A 25,070-nucleotide genomic window follows, 5' to 3' on the forward strand; every position below is an offset into this window, starting at 1 on the left:
GATGGGCCCCAACTCCTGGCGCGGCTTCAGCCGCTTCATCAACGCAGACGCCTGGGACTGACGAGTTCGTGCACGGTTGACGGTGAGCGTCGAAGGGGCGGTGGGACGTCGAAGGGGTACGTGGGGCCTCGGCGCGCTCACCATCGAGCCGGGATCAGGTCTGCGGCCTGCTCCTGCGACACCGGGCCGGCGATCGCTCGGACGGTGTCGCCCATGTGCTCGTGGGGACCGAGATGACGGGCCGGCGCCCGCCAAGTCGAACGTACGGGCGTCGCGGCCGGCCGCCTCAGCGGCCGCTCAGAGGTGGCCGTCCAGGAACGTCCGTACCTCGGCGGTGGTCATAGGTCCCGTGCTGTGCGCCACGGCCTCTCCCTCTTTCAGCAGGAGGCAGGACGGGGCTCCGGTGATCCCGTATCGCTCGGTCGCCGTCGGACAACGTGTGATGTCGGTGCGGACGATCGTCAGGCGGCTCGTGTAGTCGTCGGCGATGTCACCCACGACGAGGTCCATCACCCGGCAGGGCTCGATCGCCTTGGGCCATGTCCCGGTGAAGTAGGCGAGGACCGGAACACTGCTCATCCCGAGGATGAAATCGAACTCCGCGTCCTCACGGGGTCGGTGAACCCGCTGTGCCATGGAAGCTCCTCCCTCATGTTCCGTCGTTCCGTCGTTCCGTCGTTCCGCCCATCATCCCTCGCCCGGTGGTGCCAGGTCGGCCCGGTCGGTCGTCCGGCCGACCTGGCGGAGGGGAGGCACGGGGCCGTCGCGCAGAACCGCGGTGGTCCCGGCGCGAGCTCAGCCGGCCCGCATACCGACCGCCAGCGTCAGTTCAAGGACCCGATGTGGCGATGCGAGATCCGGAAACAGGTCCCGCAGCTGCGACATCCGGTACCGGACGGTCTGGGGATGGACGAACAGGGCCGCCGCCACCTCCTCCCGCCTGCCCTGGTGCAGCAGCCACGCGCGCAGCGTCTCCTCCAGCCGCCGTGCGGTCGCGACAGGCAAGGTCAACAACGGTGCGAGGGCTCGGGCACGCAGGTCGGCGAACGCGTCCGCGTCGGCGCTCAGCACCAGCTCGGGCAGGTGGTCCTCGGTGTCGCGAATATCAGAGGAGAGGGTGCGCGCGCGTACGGCGCGTGCGTACGAGGCGGACGCACGCGCCCATGGCCGGGCCGGACCGACCACAGCGGTGCGGTCGGCCAGCTGCCGCAAGAGACGAGATCGGTCGGCATCGGGGACGAGCAGCACACCAGTGGCATCCGCCAGGTCATCGAGGACCAGGGTGTTCGGGTCGAGCGCACGGTAGACAGGTCGGGCCTGGACGGCCGGCAGCAGGACCGCGGTCAGGGAAACCGGAGGCTGCCATCCGGCCCGTTGGCAAGAAGCCAGCAGCACCTCCGGGCTCGCGCCGGCGAGGAGATCACGGGCCAGATGCTCCAGGTGGCGCTCGTGGGCCCTGCCCCGGGCGGCCAGTTCGTCGGCGTGGCCCGCGGCGCTCGCGGCGGAGAGCTCGTCGATGTAGGCGAAGGTCAGCTCGGCGAACTTGGCGACCTCGGCGGCGGGCAGACCCGCGGGTACGGCACCCGCCGCCAGGCACCGCCAGGCCACGCGGGCGCCGACGCGGTAGGCGCTGAGCAGGGCGTCCATCGACCGGCCGTCGCGCACCTCGCCGCGGCCCAGCTCGTAGGCCGCGTCACCGCCGTCGCCGCCTGTGGCGCTCCCGCTCGCGAGGTCCAGATAGTGCCCGAGGGCGGTGCGGACGGCGCGGCGGATGGTGCCGCCCATGCGGCCCGAAAGGGCGTTGGCGTAGGAGGGGACCTCGTCGATGATCGCCTGGACGACCTCGTCGGCGGTGGCCTTCAGGACGGCCCGAAGTGCGGTGACCGTCGTCTCGTCCAGGGCCAGTTCGCTGGCCCTCCGGATTGCATGGCTCACTTTTTGTTCCCTGCGAACAATTCTGCCGATCAGATTCACGTCCTGCGGTCAGGACTTTACGCCATGAGGCGAAGCAAGCTGGGGTCATGACGAGTGCAGCCCTCCGCAGTAGGGCGTGGAAACTGCTGGAGATGGTCACGACGCCGCTGCTGCCGTCGGACTACCTCGATCTGGTCAGCCCGCTGCGTGCGAGCGCTGACCTTCGTGGGCGCATCGAGGCCGTGCACCCCGAGACGGGTGACGCCGCGACGATCGTGATCAGGCCGGGACGGGGCTGGCGCGGCCACACGGCCGGTCAGTACGTGCGGATCGGGGTCGACGTCGACGGGGTGCGCCTGTGGCGTGCCTACTCCATCACCTCGCCGACGAACCGCCGGGACGGCCGCGTCACGATCACCGTGAAAGCGATCCCGGACGGCAAGGTCAGCAACCACTTGGTCCGCAGGGCGAAACCGGGCACGCTGATCCAGCTCGATCAGTCGACCGGTGACTTCGTGCTGTCGCAGGCCAGGCCCGCCAAGGTGCTCTACCTGACTGCCGGCAGCGGTATCACGCCCGTAATGGGCATGCTGCGCGACACCGAGTTCGACGACGCCGTCATGGTCCACTGCGCGCCGCGGCCGCAGGACGTGATCTTCCGCGACGAACTGCACGACCTGGTCGCGAACAAGAAGCTTCGGCTCACCGAGGTGCACACCGACAGCGACGGCATGCTCGACATCACCCGTCTCCACGAACTCGTGCCCGACTGGGCCGAGCGCGAGACCTGGGCCTGCGGGCCCGCAGGCCTGCTCGACGCGGCCGAAGAGCACTGGACCGGGCACGGCGTCCAAGAGCGCCTGCACACCGAACGCTTCCGCCCCGGCATCGTCGTCGCCGGCGACGACGGCGAGGTCACCTTCAGCGTCTCCGGCAAGACCGTCCACGCGGACGGCGCCACACCGTTGCTGGACATCGGCGAGGAGGCCGGTGTGCTCATGCCTTCCGGGTGCCGCATGGGCATCTGCTTCGGCTGCGTCACGCCGCTCAAGGCGGGCGCCGTCCGCGACCTGCGCACCGGCGAGATCACCGAGGCCGAGCCGGGCGTCCTCATCCAGACCTGCGTGTCCGCCGCGGCGGGCCCCTGCGACATCGAACGGTAGGAGCATCTTGACCGCCATCGACCCCACCGCCCACCTGACCGCGGAGCAGATCGAGGAGCTGGGCCGCGAGCTTGATGCGATCCGCGACGAGGTGATCGCCGGGCGCGGCGAGAAAGACGCCGCCTACATCCGTAAGGTCATCTCGGCGCAGCGCAAGCTCGAGCTGGTCAGCAGGGGCGTGCTGCTGTTCTCGATCTTCCCGCCCGCGTGGCTGCTCGGCACCGCCGGGCTGTCCGTGGCGAAGATCATGGACAACATGGAGATCGGCCACAACATCCTGCACGGCCAGTGGGACTGGATGCGGGACCCGAAGATTCACTCCACCACCTGGGAGTGGGATCACGTCTCGCCGTCCGATCAGTGGAAGCACTCGCACAACGAGCTGCACCACACGTACACCAACGTGATCGGCAAGGACAACGACCTCGGCTACGGCATCATGCGCGTCGACGAGGACCAGAAGTGGCACCCCTTCCACCTCGGCCAGCCGCTGTGGAACTTCCTCAACGCCTGCTTCTTCGAGTACGGCATCGCCGCGTACGACCTGGAGCTCGGCAAGAACCTCGGCAAGTCGAGGCGGAAGAACCCGGAGTTCCGCGCGCGGGCCAAGGCCGTGGGCCGGAAGATCCGCAAGCAGGTGCTCAAGGACTACGTGATCCACCCGTTGCTGTCCGGCCCGTCCTTCCTCACCACGCTCGGCGCCACGTTCACCGCGAACCTGGTCCGCAACATCTGGTCCCACTCGGTGATCATGTGCGGGCACTTCCCCGAGGGCGTACAGGTATTCGAGCGCGAGTCGATCCAGGGCGAGACGCGCGGCCAGTGGTACCTGCGCCAGATGATGGGCTCGGCGAACATCAGCGGCAGCAAGGCCATGCACTTCATGACCGGCAACCTGTCGCACCAGATCGAGCACCACCTGTTCCCGGACCTGCCGAGCAACCGGTACGCCGAGGTCGCGGTGAAGGTGCGCGCGCTGTTCGAGAAGTACGAGTTGGAGTACGTCACCGGCCCGCTGCCCAAGCAGGTGTTCTCCGCGTGGCACAAGGTGTTCCGGCTTTCGCTGCCGAACAAGCAGCCCAAGGTCAAAGCACCGGACCGCGAGAAGGAACTCGTCGCCGCCTGACTCCCGGCATTGGTGCAGGTCTCTCGGCGGTACTACCGGGGCTTCCTGGAGGAAGAGGCCGTGCCCGGCGACCTGCACGGCAGCACGGCCCGGTTCCGCCGCCTGATCCCGTCCGCCCTCCGGACACCGGCGGCCCCGCCCACACGGGCCGGGCCGCCGACCACTCCCCTGGACCTCAGCGCGCCGCGCCCGGCAGCTTGAGGACGTCGATGGCCTGCGGCGGTTCCGGTCCGCTGTGGAGCGCTACTGCGGTACGGGCGTCTCTCCGGATACCGCGATGCCCGCCTCGCGGAAGTCGTCCAGGGTCGAGTTGATGGTGTCGGGGGCGACGCCGACGGAGTAGTCCAGGCGTACGTGTGCGCGGAAGCCGGCCTTCACCGCGTCCAGCGCTGTGGCACGCACGCAGTGGTCCGTGGCGATGCCCACCACGTCGACGTGCTCCACTCCCCGGGCACGCAACCAGTCCGCCAGGGCCGTGCCCTGCTCGTCCGCGCCTTCGAAGCCGCTCTTGGAAGAGCTGTGGGCGCCTTTGAAGAAGACGGCGTCGACCTTGCCGCCGGTGACGGCGGGCGCGAAGTGCGGGTGGAACTCCCCGCCCTCGCCCCCGGCCACGCAGTGCACGGGGAAGCTGTCCTTGAAGTCCGGGTGCTCCGAGAAGTGGCTTCCCGGGTCGATGTGGTGATCGCGGGTGGCCACGACGTACTGGTAGTCACGGCCGGCGCTCCGCTCCACCAGGTCGGCGATCTTCGTCGCGATCCGCGCGCCACCCGACACGGGAACGCTGCCGCCTTCACAGAAGTCGTTCTGCACGTCCACGACGATCAAACCTCGGCTCATTGACGAGCCCCCTTCACCCACGCATGGGAACAGCGGTCAGAAACTCTGGAGAAATCTCACGGCCCCGGGCACGGAACGCGGTGGCGCGAAAGCAGCGGAGACACCCCTCCCTGTTCTACCGGCCCCCCGCCGGCGGCTCATGTCCAACGACCGCCACTCACCCGCACGGACGCGGATATTCACCGCAGGAACGATTCACGGACACTCATCAGGACCACGGCGGGCGCGACGGGTGACGGAGCGCCCTGAGTTTCCCACCGCATCGGGCGAGGACGAAAAAATCCAGACGGTTCACTATCCGGATCGGCAGCTAATAGGCAACGCCCCTGTTGACCAGAACGCCCGGCCCTGCAGGCGCGAGGCGCCTTCACAGTGACTTCGCTTCGACCGATAAAGGCGTAGTTCTCAACCAGGCAGCAGAAGAGGTCGGGGCACCGACCTGTGCGGGTTGATTTCGGCGGGAGCGGTCACCCAGCAGCATAGATCCTCTTTTTGCCTGAGTGCATACAGAGAGCAGTGGACGCCCTATTTGCCGACCGATATCTCTACGATCGAAGCCATAGCCAGCACGACGGCACCTTGGTCAGCCTTTGATCCTTTTCATGATAGAGTTTTGATGATTTAGCAGGACGACGCGATAAAAGGGGAACGGCGTGAATACCGAGAAGGTTACGGCTCGACGTCTTACGGCCGAGGAGACTGCAGGTTTGGACCTCCAGGACAGTGTCTTCGTCCCGGCAGGGACGGATGGCGTTTCCCTCGACTGCTACGCACCAGCTTTCCTTACGAAGCCGGGAAAGAATTTCGAGGGTGGGTCCTTCACTGTTCGGACGGAATTCGGCGAGGAGGTGCACGTCCTTCCCGACAATGCCGAAGAGGGCGGAATCTGGGTCGCGGACAAAGCAGGAGAGGAAATCGAGGTGCTCCAGAGCGCCGGCGTCCTGCTGAACCTGGCCCTCTTCGTTCCGGGCGGAAGCAAGGTGTCCTTGGAATCGCTCTACTCCGCGGCCCGGGACGCGTTCGGTGCGGGGATCGTCCAGCGTTGGAGCGAGGAAGTCGTCGCAGTACCGGACGTCAAGGTCGACCTGTACGAGGAGCCGGCCCGGGGACGCAAGAACACGAACGGCCAGAACCGCGACCGCCGCGCCCTGGACATCTACCCGACCCGTGTGCGGTTCCTCGAGCCCAGCGAGGGCTGGAAGTTCGTCGTCGAGCCGCACAAGGAGATCGTCGACGAGACGCCGACGATCTGACCTGACCTGACAGCAGGTTAGCTGTACTTTCGCGGGAGCCCGTCAGCACGCTGGCGGGCTCTTCGCCGTGGGGGCCGGCCCCCCTCCGCCGGCCTCATGGCCGCGCATGACCCTGACCGGTCTCGGCCTCGACGCGGCGACGGCCGGACGGCACGCGCGGGACTCCCTCACGGGCGGGAATCCGGGCGGGGTGGCGCTGCTGGGCGTGCTGGCCCGGACCATGACCGACGGCGCGGTGGAAGCGCCGGGGGTGGCGGTGGCCTACGGGCCGGGGTTCACCGCGGCCGGGCCGTATCTGCGGGCGGTGCGCTCAGGCGCAGCCGGGTGAGGACGGCCGGCCGGGCCAGGCCAGGCATGATCAGGGCCCACATGGCGCTGACCTGCTGGTGCAGGGCGTCGCGCTCGTCAAGGGCGAGTGCGAGCAGCTGCACTCCGCTGTAGCAGCCGACGAGGGTCCGGGACGCCTCCTCCGGAGTGACGTGGTCCTGGAGCTCGTCGGCGGCACGGGCGGATTCGAGAACGGCGGTGACGGCCCCCAGCGGGCCCGCATAGCTTTCGGCGGTCTGGTACGGCCCCGGCTCGATACTGAGGCGCACCGCGGCCCGCAGGACGGGGTCCTCCAGAATGCCGGCGGTGTAGAGGTGGCTGACGTCGATCAGCGCCTGGAGCCAGACCTTCGGGGCCGGACCCGACGCCGCCTGCTCGGAGACCTTCTGGAAGAACTCGTGCTGACGGTCCAGGATCGCGTCGCCGAGCTGCTCCTTGCCCTCGAAGTGGTGGTAGAAGCCGCCGCGGGAGACTCCGGCCCGGCGCAGGATCTCCGGGGTCGTCGCACCGGCGTACCCGGCCCGGTCGATCACGACTCCGGCGGCCTCGACGAGCCGCAGGACCATCTGCTCGCGGCGGTCTCCGCGGTCCCCGTTCTCCTGCATCGCTGTGACGCCTCCCTCGGTCGCGTCCGACGCTACCCGCGAGTCCGGCAACACGCTCCCGGTACGCAGCCCGATGCCAGGCGTCGGCGCACTCCTGCCGCTCCTGCCGCCCCGCCTCGATGTCGCCCAAGGCTCCCACCGCCGCATCGGCGGCGACCGCGTTCGTCACCGGCTCGGAGACCAGGAGCGCGACGGGCCGTGTACGTCGGTGGGCAGCAGCGGGCCGCCCAGCGGCGTGCGGCGTCCTCGGAAGCGGCAACCGGCGGGCCGGGCGGAAGGGCCAGAGCCGGCCCCGAGCCGGGTTCGGCTCGGTCGCGAATGGCGGAAACGGAATCGTGCTGCGCTCCCGTCGCGCCGAAAGTCAGGGGAGACCTACCAGGCCCCAGCCCCGGCGAGCAGCCTCCGTAACCACTCCGCCCCATTCACGCAGAAGGGCAACGAAGCCCTCGAAGGTGTCCGGACGGCCCGCCCAGCCCTCGCACTCGACAGCGAACGGACCTCTCAACCCCTCCAGACACGGCTCGACCCGTTCCCAGGCCCGGGCCTTCCCCGCCACCGCCTCCGGCAGACAGACCAGCAGGACATTCGGGTGCCCTCGGCCGGTGGCAGGCGGGAAGACTCCTCCCCAGCCGCTCGCCGCCGGATCATCGGCCTGATCCGCGTTCCAGATCAGACCTCCGAGGAAGCTGTCCCCCACCTCCCGCACGGACGCGTCGACGAGTGGTCGCATGTCAGCCCATGCGGCACCTGCACGGACATGCGGAAGGTGGGCGCGGGTGGTGGTGAGGAAGTTGTACTCGGCGCACCATGCCGGTGCTCTGCCGGGCGGCCGGAGCCAGCCGTGCGCCCGCTCGTACCCGTCGTCGTCCACGTCGTCGAGCTCCCACGGCCATGCCATGTCGTCGAGCCGTCCGATCCGGTTCTCGACGGGGAGCGCACCCAACTGCCCCCAGTCCACCATGAATACCGTGAGATCCCTGCCCATGGAAGCAGCATAGGAAGGGTGTGCAGGGCACGTCGCGTGCGGGCCGTTGACGCCGCGACAGCTCACCTCGCCCCTCGTCGGGTCGCGGCGCGAACCACGTGGGGTCCCGAGCCCCTGTGGACACCATGCGACGGCCTTGTTGCGTTACGTGCAGCCAGAGTTGACGGAGCGTCAACACCATGGCGAGTCCATGACAGCACCTTGTCGGCGCTTGCTCGTCCGGAACACGCGGCGGCATCGTCGGATGCGGCGTACGGACCCCGTGCGCCGCATCCCCCGACGCGTGAACCTCCGACGCGTCACTGTTCGAGGAGACTTCTTCATGACAGCAGTACGCACCACCAAGCGACGGATCGCCGGAGCGATCGCCGCGGCCACCACACTGGCACTCGCCGTCGGAGCAGGAGCGGCCTTACCGGCGCAGGCGGCTCCCGCGCCCGAGGGCAGAGTCCTGCACGCCGGTGCGGCCGGGGCGATTCCCGGCAGCTACATCGTCACGCTGAAGGAGACGGCCGGTTTCCGTGCGTCCGCGGCCCAGGGCAAGAAGCTGATAGCGGGCTACGGCGGCCGGATCGAGCGCACCTACACGTCGGCGTTGAACGGTTACGCCGCCCAGCTCGGCAGCACCGAGGCCAAGCGGCTCGCCGCCGACCCGGCCATCGCCTCGGTCGAGCAGAACCAGAAGGTCCACTCGACCGCCACCCAGACCAACGCGCCCTGGGGCCTCGACCGGATCGACCAGCCGAACCTGCCGCTGAACGGCACGTTCACCTACCCGGACTCCGCCGGTGTCGACACCACCGTCTACGTCCTGGACACCGGAGTGCGCATCACGCACCAGGACATCGTCGGCCGGGCGTCGAACGGCTACGACTTCGTCGACAACGACAACGTCGCCCAGGACGGCAACGGTCACGGCACCCACGTCGCCACGACCGCCGCCGGAACCGTTTACGGCGTGGCCAAGAAGGCCAAGATCGTCGCCGTGCGGGTCCTCAACAACAGCGGTTCCGGCACCACCGCAGGCGTCATCGCGGGCGTCGACTGGATCACCGCCAACCATGTCGCATCCTCCGTCGCCAACGTCTCGCTCGGCGGCGGCCCCAGCACCACCCTGGACAACGCGGTGCGCCGGTCGATCGCGTCCGGAGTGACCTACTCGATCGCGGCCGGCAATTCCAACGCGCCCGCGTCCGGCTTCTCGCCCGCCCGGGTGGAGACCGCGCTCACCGTCGGCGCCACGACCAGGACCGACGCCCGTGCCACCTACTCCAACCATGGCCCCCTCGTGGACCTCTTCGCACCGGGGTCCGACATCACGGCTGGCTGGGCGACCTCGGACACCGCCACCTACACCGGCAACGGCACGTCCTTCGCCGCTCCGCACGTCGCCGGGGCGGCCGCCGTCTACCTGACGAACCACCCGGGTGCCTCTCCGGCCGCCGTGGGCACGGCCCTCGTGAACGGCGCGACCTCCAACGTCCTCACCGGCATCGGAACGGGCTCCCCGAACAAGCTGCTGAGGCTCGTCCCGTAACCACGGAAACGACCTGACGCGGCGCTCGACGGCCGGGCACGGACACGGGCGACCTGCCCTGTGTCCGTGCCCGGCCCGCGCCGTTCTGCACCCGTGAGGCGGCTGCTCCTACGTTGGTCATGAGGGGACGAGCCAGCGCCGGGGCGTTCACGCACGGCGGGCCGATACATGCCGATGGCTGTCCAGAGCTTCGCGGTGCGGCCGCACTGCACGCCCGACGTACCGCGCGAGCAGCCGAAGGCGCATTGCGTGGAGTTGGTGCTGGCGGCGATGACGGGGGCCCGGGAGCGGCGGGCGGAGGCCTCGCCGTGGAACTTCCCGTCGACCAGGACGCGGTCAGCCAGGACAAGGAAGTGGTCACCGAGCAGATACGGCGGCTGCCGCGCGTAGTGGTTCTCGCCGTGCCGCTCGGGCCCGACAGCAGCACCGAGCAGTGCTCCAGAGCTGCTCATGCTTCGATGCGCAGCCAGGTGTTGCCGGTACGGAGCCAGAGATTGCCGTCCCGGCCCTGGCCGCAGCGTAGGACAGCTCGGCCCGGCACCCGAAGCCGATGGCGGCTGGTGACCGTCCATGCGGTGCCTTGGCGCTCTGCACGGATGAGCTCGACGGTTCGCCTGTTGTGATCCCGGCGGGTGAAGACGGCCCTGTTACCGCGGACGGCGAATCCGTCGGGTTGCGGAACGGGACTGGCATAGCTGAGCACCTTGCCGGTGGCCGGAGTGATGCGAGTCAGGTACGTGCCGGATGGACTGACGGCGCCGTACCAGACGAGCCACACCTATTCGTTCTCGGTCGCGGCGGTGCACCCCTCCAGCGGATGGCCGGGCAGCCTTCCCTCGGGAGCCCAGACAGCGCGGCCCTTGGTGTTCCAGCCTGCGAGGCCGCCTCCCGACTCGGGGTGGCCGCCGTAGATGCCCTCGTCCCCGTAGGCCGTCCAGATGCCCCCGTGGATGTCGGTGACCAGGGCGGGGATGTCGTCGCCGACGCAGAACTCCGCTTCAGGAGTTCCGGAGGGAGAGAACACCACCGCGTTGGACCGCCAGAGGTTCTCGGTCTCCATCCGGAATGTACGGCCACTCACCAGCAAGAACCGGGAATCCGGCAGCAGGGCCAAGTGACTGGGCCACATCCGGATGTCCTCCACCGGTAGCCGCCGCTCCTCCTGCCCGATGATCGTGACCAGTTCACCCGTGAACGGGACCTCTGGTCTCCACCCGACCCACCCCCTCGGGTATCGGCTGCGGTCGAGGTACCGCCGGTGGACCAGCATCACTGCCAGTGCGCCGGCAGGCCCAACGGTCCACCACAAGGCACGGAGTCCCCGCACAGCATCAGTGGCGGGAAGGCGCCACACCTGGTGCACCGCGGCGTCGGAACGAGCTCTCAGGGGAGGGAGATTCATCGGCAGTCGCCTCTAGTACTCCGGGAGCTCGGCCGCCCGAAGAGCGCTACCTTACCGGCCTTGATCAAGGCCGCTCCGACAGGACGGAGGCTTCACCCCCGTCGAGAATAGAGAGCTTCGGGTACCTGTTCCCGGGGAGTCCCCCAGGGCTCACATCACCGCGATCGCCTCGCCGGCCCGGGATCGCCCCTGCGGGTGCATCCCGGGCCTGGAACCGGCCGCGGGCTGCTCCGCGTTCGCCGAGCACCGCACACCGCATCCCAGCCGGGCCTGGACATGATCCGTCGCCGCACACGCCGCCCCGCTCCTGCCCCGGGTCCGCAGAAGGACCGCGCAAGCCCCTGATCGGGTGCCGCACATCGCCGACCACTCGAACGTGTGAGTTCAAAAGTGACTAGGCAGGCGGCTCTTGCCTTGGAACCCACATCCGTATTCACGTTCGAGTCCTTCACCCTTCCGAGGCCGTTACGGCCCCGGATCCGAGGCGTTCTTAGAGCACCAGTACCAGTCGGCAGCCCAGACGGAGGAACACCATGAACGCTGAGCCCGCTTCCACTCATCGCCCCCGATTCGAACAGCGGCGGCGGTCCCTGCTCGTCTCCCCGACATGCGGACAGCAGCAGCCCGACACCTGCGCGCGCCGCTCAGCACGCCTGGATGCGAGGTGGGGGGCATGAGCACCGGTGGGGACGCGGACGCCATCCGCCCGGGTGCGGTGCCCGGCCCACGCGGTGCGGAACTTCCGCTGCCGCCCGCCGCCGTGCCCGGCGGGCCGCACGACGGTGACATCGCCGACGGACTGGAGGAGGCGTACTGGTCGGTGTACGACGGCGCCGCGTCCAAGGCCACGGTGGGGCAGGTCCTCGCGCGGCTGCCGCGGATCGTGCGCCGGATCGGCCACCTGGCCTGGAGCGCGGACCGGACCGCGACCGTCGCGGTCGTGGTCCTGCAGTTGGCGTCGGCCGCGATGATGGCGTTCGGGCTGATGGCCTCGGTGGCGGTGCTGCGGGAGCTGTTCGCCGAGGGGCCGACCCCGGAGCGGGTGCGCGCAGCCATTCCCCAACTCCTGGTCGTGGTGGGCTTCCTGTCCGCCCGGGCGCTGCTGGAGGCCGGCGTCGCCGTTGCGCAGGCCAGGGTCACCCCGAAGATCCGCACCGCGCTGGAGTGCGAGTTCCTCACCCTGACCGCCCATGTGCGCCTGGAGGTCGTCGATGACGCGGACTGGCACGACGAGGCCTACCGGGCCAATGATCGTGGCTTGTTCTACGCCCGGCAGATCGTCGGCCAGGTCGTCTCCCTGGCCGCCGCGCTGCTCGGGCTCGTGGGCACCGTCGGCGTCCTGGGCGTCCTCCATCCCGCCCTGCTGCCGCTGCTCCTGCTGTCCGTGCTGCCGGTCGGGGCGGCCGCCGTACGCACCGCCCGGGCCCGCTTCCACTCCTTCAAGCGGTGGAACACTCTGCAGCGCAGGGTGCGGGTCTTCTCCTGGCTGCTGCTGGAGAGGGATGCCGCCGCCGAGCTCCGCTCGGACACCGCCCAGGGCGCGCTGCTGGAGGAGCACCACCGGCTGACGACACGGATCGCCGAGGAGGACACCCGCCTGGGTGTGAGCTCGGCCGGGCTGACCCTGGCAGGGCGGGCCGTCGGCGGGATCGGCACCGGCATCACCTATGCGGCGCTCGGCGCGATGCTCATCGCCGGGTGGCTGCCCCTGGCCGCCGGGGCGGGCGCGGTCCTCGCCATCCAGGCCGCCCAGTCCACGCTGACCCGGCTCGTCGACGTCTCCCACATGGTCTACGAGCACGCCATGTGGGTGGATGACCTGCTGGCCTTCCAGGAACGTTGCCGAGCTCTCCAGCCGCGCCGCAGTGGGCTGCCGGCCCCCGAGACGGTGAAGGCCATCACCCTGAACGACGTGTCTTTCACCTATCCGGGCAAGGAGACCCCGGTGCTCAACGGCATCTCCATGACGTTGCACGCCGGTCAGACGGTGGCGTTCGTCGGCGTCAACGGCTCCGGCAAGTCCACCTGCGCGCGGCTCCTCGCCGGGCTGTACGAACCCCGGGACGGCGGGACGGTCCGCTGGGACGGCGTGGACGTGCTGGACATGGACGCGGAGTCGTTGCAGGCCCGGGTGGGCTGCGTGCTCCAGGACCCGGTCCGTTTTCCGTTCAGCGCGCTGGCCAACCTGACGGTCTCCCGGGGCACCCTCACCGAGGCCGATCCGCAGCGTGCGCTGGACGCCGCGCGGGCCTCGGGCGCCGAGCAGGTCATCGCCGGGCTGCCGGGCCGGTGGGAGGCGCTGTTGTCCAAGCGGTTCCGCGGCGGTCAGGAACTGTCCGCCGGCCAGTGGGCGAAGGTCGCCGTCGCCCGCGGCCTGTACAAGAACGCCCCCGTCCTGCTGCTGGACGAGCCGACCGCCAGCATGGACCCGCGCGCCGAGCACGCGGTGTACGAGGCGGTACTGCGGGACAACCCGCGCCCCGATCAGATCACGGTGCTGATCTCCCACCGCCTGGCGAGCGTCGTCGCCTGCGACCGTATCTTCGTCTTCGACGCCGGTCGCATCACCGAGAGCGGCACCCACCAGGAGCTGATGGGCCTCGACGGCGAGTACGCCTCCATGTTCACCCTCCAGGCCGCCGGCTACCGCGCCGAGGCGGAGGAGACGGCGTGAGGCCCCGGCCACGCAGCCCCGTGCCGCGCCCGGTCCCGGTCGGCACCCGCCGCCTGGCCCGCGGCATGGCCTGCTGACGGTCAGCCGGTGAGTTCCCGGACCAGCGGATGGTGGGAGCAGCGGAAGCCGCCCGCGAAGGGGGTGACGGCGTCGTACGGCAGGGTGTGCACCGTGACGTCGCGCGCGGTGAGGGCTTCGGCCAGGGCCGTCAGCCGTTCGTCGACGAGCACCTCGCCGGGGGCGAGGACCAGGCTGTTGCCCGCAAGGAGGTTGACGGCGTCATGGAGGCTGACGTCGATCAGCTCCCAATCGGCGACCGGGGCGGGCAGCCCGTCGGTGAACTGCTCCCGGCAGACCACGGCGAGGCCTTCGCGGACGGTGGTGAGCCCGTCGTCCAGGTGGATCACCCGGTCGGAGAGGGGCACTTGGTGGACGCGATAGCCGTCACCGAGCAGCCTTTCCAGCCACTGGGCTCCCGCTGCGTCGGACGCGGCTGTGCCGGTGCCGACGAGGATGTCGCGCCCCATGGGGAGCACGTCGCCGCCCTCCAGGAAGGGGCCCCTGGCCGTGGGAAGGTCCGCCACGGGCACGGGTGCCGGTGGCGGCATGACCGAGCAGCGTGCACCGCGTCCTTCCGCTTCCTCGATGACGGGGCGCACGCCGAAGCGTTCTTTGAAGCGGGCCGGCAGCCGCAGGGCCGCTTCGATGACCCGGTCACCGACGACGATCATGGGATCGCGCACGAACGTCTGCATGCTGAACCCGCCGCCGTACAGGTTCAGTTCGCTGTCGGTGAGCGCACGGGGACGGTGCACGCCCACACCTCGCGCGGTGAGGAAGCCGGCCAGTCCCTCGACTTGCTCGACGCAGCGTTCGTAGCCCTCCGGATCGGCCTGCGACCAGAGCTTCCCCGCCCATCGGGGCATGTTCTGTCTCGTACGTTCGGGGAGGAAGCCGAGGGAGGCGGGGACTCCTGCGGCGAGTTCGGCCGGGAAGGTGAAGTCGATGACCCGGCCTACGACGGTCTCTTTCAGTACACCCCAGTCATGGGTGACGTTGGGGATCGTCATGAGAGCGGCTTCTCGACCTCGGTCGGCCGTGTTGTCCGCGGGGCTCCCTGTGCGGCCAGGCGGTGCCAGAAGTCGAGCCGGTGTTCCCCGGCGTAGTCGACCGGCCCGATCCTGTCCGGCGCCAGGGACTGGGTGTGCGGCACGGCGTCCGACGGCATGAACCGGGGCCACCGCGGGAGGCCCGGCCGGTTCGGCGTGCCGGTGTGGGCGAACTGTGCCCAGTAGTCGGTCATGGTGTCGGACAGACGCGTCTGCGGGTCGGTGAAGTGTTTCTGCGCGTCCGGGTCCTCGAAGAGGTAAGGGGTGTCGCCGGCGTGATAGGCGCCGAAGTCGAAGGTTCCCGGGAGGGGGAGATACATCGGGGCGTCCCGGTCGGCGAACTCGTAGGCGTACGTCGGTGCGTGGCGCCCGAACGCGGTGGCCTGGGCGTAGGTGCCGCGGGCCCACATCCGGTCGGTCACCACGGTTGACCAGGCCAGGGCCGGGGAAGGAAAGGCCGTGACCGGGTAGCGCGCGCCCACCGCGTCCGCGTCCCGGCCGAATGCGGTGACGAGAGCACGTGCGTACTGGTCGGCGGTGAAGGGGGAGCCGACCGCGTCGTGCGCCATGCCGACGAACAGGCGGTGCTCGTCCAGCGTGGCCCCCGACATCAGCGGGATACGGGGGAAGGCGCCCTGTTCCAGTGCCGTTTCCGGCAGTTCCGGCAGTACCTCGTTGCCGAAGGCGAACGCCTGGAAGGCGTTCATGATGTTGGGGACTTCCAGCAGCTTCTTCACCGGCAGCGCGCGCAGGCATCGCAGCGCCCGACGCGGGTCGGGGTCGGCGCAGCCCAGGGGCGACGTCATTTCGACACCAGTGTTCCGCGATTCCTGCTCCGTCCGCCAGATGTAGTGCGGGTAGGCCGGCACGCCCTCCCCCATCGCCCCGGCCGGCATGTCCATCATCCCTTCGCCGCTGGACAGGACGGCCCGGTGAAACAGCCCCTGGGCCCCTGGTGACGTGAGGTGGCCGCTGATGGCGGCCGCACCGAAGGAGGACCCGGCCACAGTGACGTTGCCCGGATCACCTCCGAACGCGGCGGCGTTGCGCCGGACCCAGCGCAGTGCCGCCTGCTGGTCCTGCAGGGCGAACGTCCCCGATCCTTCGAGACCGGGGTAGGCGAAGCCGCCGAACACTCCGAGCCGGTAGTTGACGGTGACCACGACCACGCCTCGGTCGGCGAGGCGCCGGGCGTCGAAGAAGGAGCCTGCCCCCACAGCCCCGTCGCCGTGGATCCACACCAGTACGGGGGCTGGGCGGCGCGCCGTCGCGAAGTCGCCCGTGGTGACGTTGAGGACCAGGCAGTCCTCGTCCAGGCTCGACACGCCCGCGTAGACCGAGGCGACCTGGGGACACAGCGGCCCCGGCTTCGTCGCGTCCCGTACGCCGGTCCAGGGGCTCACCGGGCGTGGGGCGGCCCAGCGGTGGGTGCCGGTGGGCGGTCCCGCGTAGGGAATGCCCTGGTAGACGGTGTGAGTGGTCGTTCTCGTACCCCTTACGAGGCCGGCGTCGGTGCGTGCCGTAGCGCTGGTGTCACCACTGGGCCCGGTGTTCCCCGGGTGTGCGGTGCCCGGGGCGGTCACACCCAGCACGAGGAAGGCCGCGCCCACGAGAACCGCGAGGACCGCCGTGCGATTTGCTGCCATGGTCGACTGTCTCCTGTCGGGTACCGCGAGGAGGGAACGGAGGAGCGGAACAGAAGAGGGGAACACCGGACATAGTCACAGCGAAGCCGCCGCAAGTGCGCGCACCTCGCCAGCAGACGGGGCGGACATGGGAACCGACCGGGTGAAACATCGCGGCGGACCCCGCCGTCGGGACTACCTATCCGTCCAACACACGGCCGGCACCGCCAGGTTGAAAGAGGCTCATAGACGCTCCTGCTCCTGATCTGCGGCCTTCTCGGTATCCAGATGCGCCGGGGCGCGCTTCGACCGCGCCTGCCGGGAACACTCCGTTCGCAGCGCCTCGACCTCATCCCGTAGTTCGGCCAGTTCGCGGTGCAGTGCCTGGATGGCGACGATGGCGACTCCGTTGGCATCGGTGCAGCAGATCGTCCGGTCGTTCTCGCCGACCCCGAACGCCTTCCACCAGTCCTGCGCCATGGGCCCAAGATGGCGTACATGAGGCGGGTCCCAGTGATAGCGCCATGTGCTGACCGGCAACCGCACCACCTGCTCCAGCACCCGGTAACCGTTGACCGGATCACTTCCGCGCACCGCGCCCGACACGGCATCGGAAGCCAGACCCGCGGCGGGAGCACCCCGTCTCCGACCCGACCTGGCCAGGGCCGACGTCAGCATCCTGACCATGGCCCCTTTCAACCGCCCGTAGCTCATCGTTCCCAGACCACCGCGGTGACCTCAGTCTTCAGTCGGCGATCCGAGAAGAGCAGACTGCCCCCACCACCGCGGTTCTGAGGGCTGCTCACCGGCAGCTGGACCAGTCCGCTGCCCACCCCGCTGCTGTACGTCGTCATGCCGACCGCCCCGACTTCACGGTCCACATTGATCATCGTGGTGTCGTGAGCGTCATTGCCGACCGCAAGGATGTTCGTGCTCGCCAGTGCCTGACCACTCCACGCACCCGTACCGGTGGCCGCCGTGGCCGTCAGGACCAGCAGACGGCTGGCAACGCGCTTCGTGAACATCGAGGATCCTTCCGGCCGGGACGCCACGTGCGTCCGCGACACCCCTAACGGGCTATGCCGCAGAAAGGCACGTACGTCCTCTGTCTCACCGTCGAAGCCGTGGCAACCCGGCCCGCGTGGAGAAGCGGTGAACCGTCCCCGCGTACAGGAACGGGCCTCCGGCGGCGGCCGCCGGTGGTGCGCGGGGCCCGCTCCCCGCGCCTTCGGGGATGCTCCCGACAGGGCCGTGGCCTCCGACCGGGGACTCCTCCGTGGCCCTGGTGCACGGGGTGGCTGCCCAAGGGGCTAGTTTGCTCGGATGAGCCTTCTCCATGATGTGGCCGAGCGCGATGGCTGGCGGTGCTGGGTGTGCGACGAACCGGTCGACCCCGACAAGTCGGTCAACGACCAGCAGGGGCCCAGTGTCGACAGCCGGACCGCCGACCGGAAGGCCAAGGTCGCCGAGCGGCTCGCGCACCGCGGGTGCAACTCTCGTAAGGGCGCGGTCAAGGTGTCCATCGACTGGCCGGACCGTCTGTACGTGGTCGAACCCGCGCCGCTGATCGCTGTCGCCTCCCGGCTGGAGCGCAAGGGAGGCCGGGAGATGGTGGGCCGTTGTCCGACCAGGCAGGACGCCGAAGAAGCGGCGGACTGGCTGGTGGACCGGTTCTCCCGACTGGTACCGGAGCTGCCGGTGACCGCCGACGTCGAGTCGGGCGGCGGCCAGTTCCTCGTCGTTCTTGTCGCCGGCCGCCGCCGCTGACCGGGAATCACCTCATCAGTCAGGCGTCACGCTCGGCCGTCGGCCGGAACAGGTGCCGCTCCCCGCGTATGAGGGGAGTTCGACCGGGGATTCCTTCCGCCCCGTTCCGGTCGGCTTCTTGGCGATCAACCACACCACCAGCGCACAGGCCGCGAAGCCGGTCCCGAGGATGCTGGAGCCCGTCCAGCCGTAGGCCGTGAAGATCGCCGTGGTCGCCGCCGCACCGAGGGCGGAGCCGAGTGAGTAGAAGACCATGTAGCCGCCGATGACGCTGCTCAGGCGATCCGGATACGCAGCGGTGAGCACGTGCTGGTTGCTCACGTGTACGGCCTGGACCGCGAAGTCGAGGGCGACGATTCCGATGACCAGGAACCACAGCGACCACGGAAGCTGGGCGATCGCCGCCCACGAGAGGATCAGGAGGGCGAGCGCGAGGCCGCTGACCGGGTTCGCGCGCCCGGCGTCCGCCCATCGTCCGGCGCGAGCCGCGCCGAGTGCGCCGGCCAGGCCCGCGATGCCGAACAGCCCGATCCGGGTCTCGCTCAGCTGCCAGGGAGCGCCCGCCAGCGACATGGCCAACCCGCTCCACAGGGTTCCGAACGAGGCGAACAGGAAGAACGCGTTGAGGCCGCGTGACAGGAAGGCGCCCTGTCCCAGCAGCCCGCCGAGCGAGCCGACCACCTCGCGGTACCTCGGAGGGGAACCCACGCGCGCCTCCGAGGGCAGTACGGCGAGGACCAGGACCGCGAGCCCGAGGGAGAGCACCGCGAGCACGACGTAGACGCTGCGCCAGCCCCACACGTCGGCGAGCGCGCCGGTGGCGACCCGTGCCCCCAGAATGCCGACCACGACGCCCGAGGTCACCACCCCGATATTCCGTCCACGTTCGGCGGGAGGGGAAGCCGACGCCGCGTAGGCCACCGCGATCTGCACCACGACCGCGAACACCCCTGCCGTCGCGAGCCCCGCGAACGCCGGCCACGCGGCCGACGACGATGCCGTGAGCATCATGCCCACCGAGGTGATCCCCAGGTGCACGGCGATGAGTCGGCGCCGGTCGACCACGTCGCCGAGCGGCACCAGCAGCAACAGCCCCGCCAGATAGCCGAACTGACCGGTGGCCACGAACCATCCGGTGAGCTCGGCCGGCACGCCGAGGTCGCGCCCCATCGGCGCCAGGACCGGCTGCGCGGCGTAGACGCTCGCCACAGCGACACCGCACACCACCGCCAGCAGCAATCGATGCCATGCGTTCATCGCGGCCCCATTCAATCAGTAGCACATTGCAACCGTTTTGACGTTACGGCATGATGGTTTCAATCTGCAACTCATTGGGAGGCGTCATGTCAGCTGCACCTCCGCGCGGTCCGGACGCGCCGTGGTCGGATCCCGACTGCCCCGTCGCCCGCACCCTCGACCTCGTCGGCGACCGGTGGAGCCTTCTGGTCATCCGTGACGCGATGGACGGCGCAGCCTCGTTCACCGAGTTCCAGCGGAGGACCGGCATCGCGCGCAACATCCTCACCGACCGCCTCCGCAAGCTCCTCGCCCACGGGCTTCTCGCTCAGCGCACCGCCCCGTCGGGCCGCCGCCAGGAGTACGTCCTCACCGACGCCGGCCGCGCCCTGTTTCCCGTCATCCTCACGCTGCGCCAGTGGGGCGAGCGGCACGCCTTCGCGCCGGGCGAGGCGCACTCCGTCCTGGTCGACCGGCACGGCGACCCCGTGCCGGACTTCACGCCGGTCGACACGGACGGCGCCCCTCTGAGCACCGACACCACCCGCGTACAGAAGACCCGACAGGCATGAACGATCGCGTGCGCGGCGCGAACACGAACCGGCGCCCCGAGCGCATGCGGCCCCTGCCTCGCGCGCCACCCGACCCAACGCCACCCCCGTGCGCACATGCCTGTGAACCGGTCAACACGCGCCGTTCCACTCCGGATTGTTCTTGTCATGCCCCTTGCAAGAAGGGGAGCGGCACGCTCCAATGGACGCGACTCAATGGAAAGGAAACTTTCCTAATAGAGCTGACCTCCCGGCTGAGCTGTGTCCGTACGCCCCTCCACGACGCCCCAGTGCGTTCGGCGTCCGGCACGTCGCAAGAGATCGGAGAACCACGTGCGCATGCGCATGCCCCAGCGCCTTTCCCGGCGCGTTTCCCGTTCGGAACGACCACCCCGCCCCACGCACCGCCGCCGTCGCACCGGGGTGCGGGTCGCCCTGGCCATGGCGCTGACCGCGATCCCCGCCGTGGTCGCCCTCAACACCGGACAGGCGGCCGTGGCATCCGGCCTCGACGATCCGGTGAAGAAGGAAATCGCCATGCAGATCGTCTCGACGGCCGAGAACTCCTCGCTCCAGTGGCGCGAGCAGTTCGACTACATCGAGGACATCGGCGACGGGCGCGGCTACACGGCCGGCATCATCGGCTTCTGCTCCGGTACGCACGACATGCTCGAACTCGTCGAGTACTACACCGGCAAGGTGCCGGGCAATCCGCTGGCCACGTACCTCCCCGCGCTCCGCGCGGTCGACGGGAGCGACTCCCACGAGGGCCTGGACCCCGGCTTCACGACCGCCTGGGAGCAGGCCGCGGCCACCCCCGAGTTCCGGGCGGCCCAGGAACACGAGCGCGACCGTGTCTACTTCGACCCCTCCGTGTCCCGGGCGAAGAGCGACGGGCTGCGGGTGCTCGGCCAGTTCGCCTACTACGACGCCATCGTCATGCACGGGCAGTCGGGCTTCGACAGCATCCGCGCCGAGGCCCGGAACGACGCCCGTACGCCGGCCGAGGGCGGCGACGAGACCCAGTACCTCGACGCCTTCCTCGACGCCCGCGTCGTGGAGATGAAGAAGGAGGCGGCGCACGAGGACACCAGCCGGGTCGACACCGCCCAGCGCGTGTTTCTGAGGAACGGCAACCTCGACCTCGACACCCCGCTGGCGTGGGCCGTCTACGGCGAGGACTTCCGTATCGACACCGATCCCCGGCCCGACCCGGAACCGACGGGCACCTCCGGCGCCGAGACGCTGATCTCGCGCGGCAAGCCCGCCACCGCCTCGTCGTCCGAGACCTCCGCCCTGGCCCCCGGCAAGGCCGTCGACGGCGACGCGGCCACCCGCTGGGCCAGTGCCGAGGGTTCGGACCCGCAGTGGCTCCGCATCGACCTCGGCGCGGGGGCGTCCGTCTCCCGCGTCGAACTGACCTGGGAGGCCGCCTACGCGAAGCAGTACCGGCTGGAGATCTCTGCCGACGGCACCGACTGGACCAGGCTCGCCGCGGAGACGGCGGGCAACGGCGGGACCGACACCTGGACCGGTCTGACCGGCAAGGGCCGCTACCTGCGCGTGTACGGCACCGCACGCGGCACGACGTACGGCTACTCCCTGTGGGAGGCCGACGTGTACGGCACCGCCGGGGGAACCACGCCCACCGACCCGCCCCCGAAGGGCGCGTTCACCGTGGTCGGCGCCGGCGACATCGCCGACCAGTGCAACGAGAGCGATCCGGGATGCCAGCACTTCAAGACCGCCGCACGCGCCATGGCGATCGACCCGGCCTTCTACATCACCATGGGCGACAACCAGTACGACGACGCCCACATCGAGGACTTCCGCAACTACTACGACAAGTCCTGGGGCCGGTTCAAGGACAAGACCCACCCCGTGCCCGGCAACCACGAGGCGTACGACGACTGGGACAACCAGGACGAGGTCGCCTACCGGCAGTACTTCGGTGACCGCGCCACTCCCCAGGGCAAGATGTGGTACAGCTACGACTACGGCAACTGGCACTTCGTCGCCCTCAATTCCAACCGGTTCGACGAGCGCGAACAGCTCGACTGGCTGAAGGCCGACCTCGCCAAGAACAGCAAGAAGTGCGTCGCCGCGTACTTCCACCACCCGCTGTTCAGCTCCGGAAGTCACGGCAACGACCCCGTGGGCAAGCCGATCTGGTCCATGCTGCAGGCTGCCGGCACCGAGCTGGTGCTGAGCGGCCACGACCACCACTACGAGCGTTTCGCCCCCCAGAGCCCGGACGGTCAGGCGGACCCGAACGGCATCGTCGAGATCCTCGGCGGTATGGGGGGCAAGGACCTGTACGGCCAGGGTGACACCGTGCAGAAGAACAGCCAGAAGCGCATCTGGGACAAGTTCGGCGTGATGCAGCTCGACTTCACCGACACGACCTTCACCTCGAAGTTCGTCGGTACCGACGGAACGGTCCTGGACACCGGCCCGACGTACAGCTGCCACTGATCTCCGCGCCTGTCACCGACCCCCACACCGTCCGTCGTGGTCCGGCCGCCGTGCTCCGGCGGCCGGCCACGCCCGGCCGGGCGAACCCGCCCGGAGCACCGGTCGTGCGACCGGAGCTCCGGGCACCGCGTACCAGGAGCGTCTGTATGTACCTTGCCGTCGGCAGAACCCGTCCATCGGACGGAACCGCCCCCGACCGGACCCCCTCAGCCGTACGGCCCGGCGGCCGAAGGCGCCTCACCGGCACCGTCGTCGCGCTCGGCACGGTCAGCCTCGTCACCGACATCTCGTCCGAGATGGTCACCGCCGTACTGCCCCTCTACCTCGTCCTGGGCCTGGGACTCAGCCCACTCCAGTTCGGCTTTCTCGACGGCCTCTACAACGGTGTCACCGCCTTCGTCAGACTCGCCGGCGGGCACGCCGCCGACCGCTGGCAGCGGCACAAGCTCGTCGCCGGAAGCGGATACGCGCTGTCCGCCGTCTGCAAACTCGGTCTGCTCCTCGCGGGCGGTTCCACCCCCGCCCTCTCCGCCGCGCTCGCTGCGGACCGGGTCGGCAAAGGCGTACGGACAGCGCCGCGCGACGCCCTGATCTCGTTGAGCTGCGACGAGCGGGACCTCGGCCGCGCCTTCGGAGTGCACCGGGCCATGGACACCACGGGCGCCATGCTCGGACCGCTCGTCGCCTTCGCCGTCCTGTGGGCGACCGTCGACGCCTACGACGCGGTCTTCGTCGTCAGCTTCTGCTTCGGCCTGCTGGGTGTACTGATCCTCTTCGCGTTCGTCCCCGGCCGCGAGGCCGGGCCGGCCCGCCCGCCGGGCAGGGCCGCGGCCACACTGCGGGAAACCCTGCGGCTCTTCCGTGTTCCCGCCTTCCGCCGGATCCTCCTCGCGGCCACGGCGCTCGGCCTCGTCGGCGTGGGCGACGGGTTCCTCTACCTGGTCCTGCAGAAGCGGCTCGCCCTCGACGTGGAGTACTTCCCGCTGCTGCCGCTCGGCAGCGCGGCGGTCTACCTCCTGCTCGCCGTTCCCCTCGGCCGGGCCGCCGACCGGATCGGCCGCCGAATCCCGTACCTGCTGGGGCATGTCGCCCTGCTCGGGGTGTACGTCGCGCTGTTCTCACCGGTGGCCGGCTGGCCCCTCACGATTCTGGTGCTCGTCCTGCACGGCACGTTCTACGCGGCGACCGACGGGGTCCTCATGGCGCTCGGCGGTCCGGTCGTGCCGTCGGACCGGCGCGCGGGCGGGATGGCGCTGCTGCAGACCGGCCAGAGTCTGGGCCGCCTGTTCGCGTCCGTCGGGTTCGGGGCCGTCTGGACGCTGTGGGGCATGGACAACGCCCTCGTCCTGGCCGCCGCCGCACTCGGCGCCGTACTCGTCCTCGCCTGCGTACTCCTGCCCGCCGCACCCACGCCCGCCGCCCCCGCACCCGTCACCGCCCCGGAGCCCTCATGACCCTGCCTCCTCTCTCCCTCCGCGCCCGGATCATCGCGCTCACGGCGGCCACCGCCGTACTGGCGACCGTCGCCGTCGGCTACACGGTCGCGGCAGCCGACGGCGACGGCAGGTCGCCGGAGTCCGTCGCCGCCCCGGGCCTCACCCTCGACAGCGCGCCCGGTCTCTACCACGCGGCGCGGAAGGGCAACGTGCGCTCGGCGCCGTACAGCTCCTCCGGTACGGGAGCGGCCGACGGGGCGCGGAGCAGGAACACCGGGCTGTCGTGCGACCGCTTCTACGCGAGCGGACGGTCGGCCGTCTGTATCGCGAGCCACCCCGGCATCTCGCAGAAGACGAAGGTGAACGTCCTCGACCGAGAGCTGAACACCCGTAAGACCGTCGTCGTCGGCGGCATCCCCAATCGGGCTCGGGTCTCCCCCTCGGGCCGGATGGTCGCCTGGACGCTGTTCGTCAGCGGCGACTCGTACGCCTCGTCCTCCTTCTCGACGAGGAGCGGCATCCTCGACACCCGGACCGGCTATCTGGTCAAGAACGTGGAGACGCTCCAGCTCTATCTGGAGGGGCGGCGCTACCACGCGCCGGACGTGAACTACTGGGGCATCACCTTCGCGGACGACGACAACCGCTTCTACGCGACGGTGGCCACCAAGGGGAAGACCTACCTCGTCGAGGGCGACATCACGACGTGGAAGGCCCGCACGCTCCGCCGCAACGTCGAATGCCCGTCCCTCTCGCCCGACGGCACCCGGATCGCCTTCAAGAAGCGGGTCCGCGAGGGCGCCAAAAACCCGTGGCGACTGCACGTACTGGACCTGGGGACGATGCGTGAGACTCCCGTCGCCGAGACCCGCAGCGTCGACGACCAGGCGGCGTGGCTGGACGACTCGACCCTCGCGTACGCCCTTCCGGGCCGGGCGAAGGGCACCTCGGACATCTGGACCGTCCCCGTCGACGCCTCGGCCGCCGGGCCGCGCCTCCTCCTGAGCGACGCTTCGTCACCGTCCATGGTCGTGGCGGGCGGCTGACC

23 protein-coding genes and 1 pseudogene are annotated in these 25,070 nt (G+C 69.8%); 13 read left to right on the forward strand and 11 right to left on the reverse strand.

Translation table 11 applies throughout. The features are described from left to right. Positions 1-297: 297 nt before the first annotated feature. Both IE272_RS22325 and IE272_RS22330 read right to left on the reverse strand, forming a co-directional pair. A complete protein-coding gene (locus IE272_RS22325; RefSeq protein ID WP_050362891.1) occupies positions 298-636 on the reverse strand; it encodes a thioredoxin family protein in 339 nt (112 codons plus the stop codon). Positions 637-795: 159 nt separating this feature from the next. After that, the gene (locus tag IE272_RS22330) at positions 796-1,935 is read right to left on the reverse strand and encodes a PucR-like N-terminal domain-containing protein (RefSeq protein ID WP_050362890.1); all 1,140 of its coding nucleotides are present in this window, start codon (positions 1,933-1,935) and stop codon (positions 796-798) included. Between the two features lie 86 nt (positions 1,936-2,021). Between IE272_RS22330 and IE272_RS22335 the strand changes: the two genes are divergently transcribed. Genes IE272_RS22335 through IE272_RS22345 form a run of 3 tightly spaced genes read left to right on the forward strand, consistent with a single transcriptional unit; the run spans position 2,022 to position 4,404 of the window. Continuing rightward, positions 2,022-3,077: a ferredoxin reductase gene (locus tag IE272_RS22335; RefSeq protein WP_050362889.1), complete on the forward strand. Its 1,056-nt coding sequence runs from the start codon at positions 2,022-2,024 to the stop codon at positions 3,075-3,077. A gap of 7 nt (positions 3,078-3,084) precedes the next feature. Then, positions 3,085-4,203 (forward strand): fatty acid desaturase family protein, encoded by a 1,119-nt coding sequence (locus tag IE272_RS22340; RefSeq protein WP_050362888.1) that lies wholly within the window; start codon positions 3,085-3,087, stop codon positions 4,201-4,203. A 9-nt stretch (positions 4,204-4,212) separates the two neighbouring features. Next, positions 4,213-4,404, forward strand: a complete 192-nt coding sequence (locus IE272_RS22345) for a hypothetical protein (protein WP_190007672.1) — start codon at positions 4,213-4,215, stop codon at positions 4,402-4,404. Positions 4,405-4,446: 42 nt separating this feature from the next. Here the strand turns inward: IE272_RS22345 and IE272_RS22350 are convergent, their stop codons facing one another. Continuing rightward, the gene (locus IE272_RS22350) at positions 4,447-5,040 is read right to left on the reverse strand and encodes an isochorismatase family protein (RefSeq protein ID WP_050362886.1); all 594 of its coding nucleotides are present in this window, start codon (positions 5,038-5,040) and stop codon (positions 4,447-4,449) included. A gap of 653 nt (positions 5,041-5,693) precedes the next feature. On the opposite strand from IE272_RS22350, the gene IE272_RS22355 reads away from it, so the two are divergent. Next, positions 5,694-6,293 carry a hypothetical protein gene (locus tag IE272_RS22355; RefSeq protein WP_050362885.1) on the forward strand — a complete coding sequence of 200 codons (600 nt, stop codon included), beginning with the start codon at positions 5,694-5,696 and terminating at the stop codon, positions 6,291-6,293. Positions 6,294-6,399: 106 nt separating this feature from the next. Further along, complete coding sequence (locus tag IE272_RS22360) at positions 6,400-6,621, forward strand: hypothetical protein (protein WP_050362884.1); 222 nt, start codon at positions 6,400-6,402, stop codon at positions 6,619-6,621. Here the strand turns inward: IE272_RS22360 and IE272_RS22365 are convergent. Together IE272_RS22365 and IE272_RS22370 are read right to left on the reverse strand one after the other, a co-directional pair. Beyond that, the gene (locus IE272_RS22365) at positions 6,569-7,225 is read right to left on the reverse strand and encodes a TetR family transcriptional regulator (RefSeq protein WP_050362883.1); all 657 of its coding nucleotides are present in this window, start codon (positions 7,223-7,225) and stop codon (positions 6,569-6,571) included. The genes IE272_RS22360 and IE272_RS22365 overlap by 53 nt on opposite strands. A gap of 361 nt (positions 7,226-7,586) precedes the next feature. Next, positions 7,587-8,210: a hypothetical protein gene (locus IE272_RS22370; protein ID WP_190007674.1), complete on the reverse strand. Its 624-nt coding sequence runs from the start codon at positions 8,208-8,210 to the stop codon at positions 7,587-7,589. A gap of 322 nt (positions 8,211-8,532) precedes the next feature. Here IE272_RS22370 and IE272_RS22375 point away from each other — a divergent pair, with 322 nt between their 5' ends. After that, positions 8,533-9,747, forward strand: a complete 1,215-nt coding sequence (locus tag IE272_RS22375) for a S8 family peptidase (protein ID WP_056704567.1) — start codon at positions 8,533-8,535, stop codon at positions 9,745-9,747. A gap of 778 nt (positions 9,748-10,525) precedes the next feature. On the opposite strand, the gene IE272_RS38765 is transcribed toward IE272_RS22375, so the two are convergent. Beyond that, positions 10,526-10,807: a hypothetical protein gene (locus tag IE272_RS38765; RefSeq protein ID WP_229897405.1), complete on the reverse strand. Its 282-nt coding sequence runs from the start codon at positions 10,805-10,807 to the stop codon at positions 10,526-10,528. Between the two features lie 1,015 nt (positions 10,808-11,822). Between IE272_RS38765 and IE272_RS22385 the strand changes: the two genes are divergently transcribed. Beyond that, positions 11,823-13,823 (forward strand): ABC transporter ATP-binding protein, encoded by a 2,001-nt coding sequence (locus tag IE272_RS22385; protein ID WP_190007676.1) that lies wholly within the window; start codon positions 11,823-11,825, stop codon positions 13,821-13,823. A gap of 80 nt (positions 13,824-13,903) precedes the next feature. Here IE272_RS22385 and IE272_RS22390 read toward each other — a convergent pair whose 3' ends face one another. The 4 genes from IE272_RS22390 to IE272_RS22405 all read right to left on the reverse strand — a co-directional run bounded on the left by IE272_RS22390 (position 13,904) and on the right by IE272_RS22405 (position 17,582). Next, entirely contained in the window at positions 13,904-14,893 is a 990-nt protein-coding gene (locus tag IE272_RS22390) for an amidinotransferase (protein WP_050362879.1), read from the reverse strand. Next, positions 14,890-16,578 carry a carboxylesterase/lipase family protein gene (locus IE272_RS22395; RefSeq protein WP_229897407.1) on the reverse strand — a complete coding sequence of 563 codons (1,689 nt, stop codon included), beginning with the start codon at positions 16,576-16,578 and terminating at the stop codon, positions 14,890-14,892. Before IE272_RS22395 ends, IE272_RS22390 begins: the two co-directional genes overlap by 4 nt. 222 nt (positions 16,579-16,800) lie before the next feature. Then, entirely contained in the window at positions 16,801-17,244 is a 444-nt protein-coding gene (locus IE272_RS22400) for a tail fiber domain-containing protein (RefSeq protein ID WP_159392687.1), read from the reverse strand. 23 nt (positions 17,245-17,267) lie between these two features. Then, complete coding sequence (locus IE272_RS22405) at positions 17,268-17,582, reverse strand: hypothetical protein (RefSeq protein ID WP_050362877.1); 315 nt, start codon at positions 17,580-17,582, stop codon at positions 17,268-17,270. Between the two features lie 298 nt (positions 17,583-17,880). Between IE272_RS22405 and IE272_RS22410 the strand changes: the two genes are divergently transcribed. Then, positions 17,881-18,324 carry a hypothetical protein gene (locus tag IE272_RS22410; protein WP_050362876.1) on the forward strand — a complete coding sequence of 148 codons (444 nt, stop codon included), beginning with the start codon at positions 17,881-17,883 and terminating at the stop codon, positions 18,322-18,324. A 15-nt stretch (positions 18,325-18,339) separates the two neighbouring features. On the opposite strand, the gene IE272_RS22415 is transcribed toward IE272_RS22410, so the two are convergent. Further along, on the reverse strand, positions 18,340-19,581 hold the full coding sequence (locus IE272_RS22415; RefSeq protein WP_190007679.1) for an MFS transporter: 1,242 nt from the start codon (positions 19,579-19,581) through the stop codon (positions 18,340-18,342). Positions 19,582-19,667: 86 nt separating this feature from the next. Between IE272_RS22415 and IE272_RS22420 the strand changes: the two genes are divergently transcribed. The 5 genes and pseudogenes from IE272_RS22420 to IE272_RS22435 all read left to right on the forward strand — a co-directional run bounded on the left by IE272_RS22420 (position 19,668) and on the right by IE272_RS22435 (position 25,068). After that, positions 19,668-20,132: a winged helix-turn-helix transcriptional regulator gene (locus IE272_RS22420; RefSeq protein WP_050362874.1), complete on the forward strand. Its 465-nt coding sequence runs from the start codon at positions 19,668-19,670 to the stop codon at positions 20,130-20,132. A gap of 318 nt (positions 20,133-20,450) precedes the next feature. Continuing rightward, positions 20,451-21,302, forward strand: a pseudogene (locus tag IE272_RS38770) (chitosanase); the annotation flags it as partial. Between the two features lie 57 nt (positions 21,303-21,359). Then, positions 21,360-22,586 (forward strand): discoidin domain-containing protein, encoded by a 1,227-nt coding sequence (locus tag IE272_RS38775; protein WP_268254197.1) that lies wholly within the window; start codon positions 21,360-21,362, stop codon positions 22,584-22,586. A 146-nt stretch (positions 22,587-22,732) separates the two neighbouring features. Then, the gene (locus IE272_RS22430; RefSeq protein WP_190007681.1) at positions 22,733-24,040 is read left to right on the forward strand and encodes an MFS transporter; all 1,308 of its coding nucleotides are present in this window, start codon (positions 22,733-22,735) and stop codon (positions 24,038-24,040) included. Next, a complete protein-coding gene (locus IE272_RS22435) occupies positions 24,037-25,068 on the forward strand; it encodes a TolB family protein (protein ID WP_056704583.1) in 1,032 nt (343 codons plus the stop codon). Before IE272_RS22430 ends, IE272_RS22435 begins: the two co-directional genes overlap by 4 nt. Positions 25,069-25,070: the final 2 nt, after the last annotated feature.

Source organism: Streptomyces anulatus (assembly GCF_014650675.1).
Lineage (GTDB): Bacteria > Actinomycetota > Actinomycetes > Streptomycetales > Streptomycetaceae > Streptomyces > Streptomyces anulatus.

Coding starts and splice junctions, on each gene's coding strand:
- IE272_RS22435 (WP_056704583.1), top strand. CDS start 24,037: ATGACCCTGCCTCCTCTCTCCCTCCGCGCCCGGATCATCGCGCTCACG.
- IE272_RS38765 (WP_229897405.1), bottom strand. CDS start 10,807: ATGGAGACCGAGAACCTCTGGCGGTCCAACGCGGTGGTGTTCTCTCCC.
- IE272_RS22385 (WP_190007676.1), top strand. CDS start 11,823: ATGAGCACCGGTGGGGACGCGGACGCCATCCGCCCGGGTGCGGTGCCC.
- IE272_RS22370 (WP_190007674.1), bottom strand. CDS start 8,210: ATGGGCAGGGATCTCACGGTATTCATGGTGGACTGGGGGCAGTTGGGT.
- IE272_RS22430 (WP_190007681.1), top strand. CDS start 22,733: ATGTACCTTGCCGTCGGCAGAACCCGTCCATCGGACGGAACCGCCCCC.
- IE272_RS22395 (WP_229897407.1), bottom strand. CDS start 16,578: ATGGCAGCAAATCGCACGGCGGTCCTCGCGGTTCTCGTGGGCGCGGCC.
- IE272_RS22350 (WP_050362886.1), bottom strand. CDS start 5,040: ATGAGCCGAGGTTTGATCGTCGTGGACGTGCAGAACGACTTCTGTGAA.
- IE272_RS22405 (WP_050362877.1), bottom strand. CDS start 17,582: ATGTTCACGAAGCGCGTTGCCAGCCGTCTGCTGGTCCTGACGGCCACG.
- IE272_RS22335 (WP_050362889.1), top strand. CDS start 2,022: ATGACGAGTGCAGCCCTCCGCAGTAGGGCGTGGAAACTGCTGGAGATG.
- IE272_RS22375 (WP_056704567.1), top strand. CDS start 8,533: ATGACAGCAGTACGCACCACCAAGCGACGGATCGCCGGAGCGATCGCC.
- IE272_RS22400 (WP_159392687.1), bottom strand. CDS start 17,244: ATGGTCAGGATGCTGACGTCGGCCCTGGCCAGGTCGGGTCGGAGACGG.
- IE272_RS22360 (WP_050362884.1), top strand. CDS start 6,400: ATGACCCTGACCGGTCTCGGCCTCGACGCGGCGACGGCCGGACGGCAC.
- IE272_RS22365 (WP_050362883.1), bottom strand. CDS start 7,225: ATGCAGGAGAACGGGGACCGCGGAGACCGCCGCGAGCAGATGGTCCTG.
- IE272_RS22410 (WP_050362876.1), top strand. CDS start 17,881: ATGAGCCTTCTCCATGATGTGGCCGAGCGCGATGGCTGGCGGTGCTGG.
- IE272_RS22390 (WP_050362879.1), bottom strand. CDS start 14,893: ATGACGATCCCCAACGTCACCCATGACTGGGGTGTACTGAAAGAGACC.
- IE272_RS22325 (WP_050362891.1), bottom strand. CDS start 636: ATGGCACAGCGGGTTCACCGACCCCGTGAGGACGCGGAGTTCGATTTC.
- IE272_RS22420 (WP_050362874.1), top strand. CDS start 19,668: ATGTCAGCTGCACCTCCGCGCGGTCCGGACGCGCCGTGGTCGGATCCC.
- IE272_RS22415 (WP_190007679.1), bottom strand. CDS start 19,581: ATGAACGCATGGCATCGATTGCTGCTGGCGGTGGTGTGCGGTGTCGCT.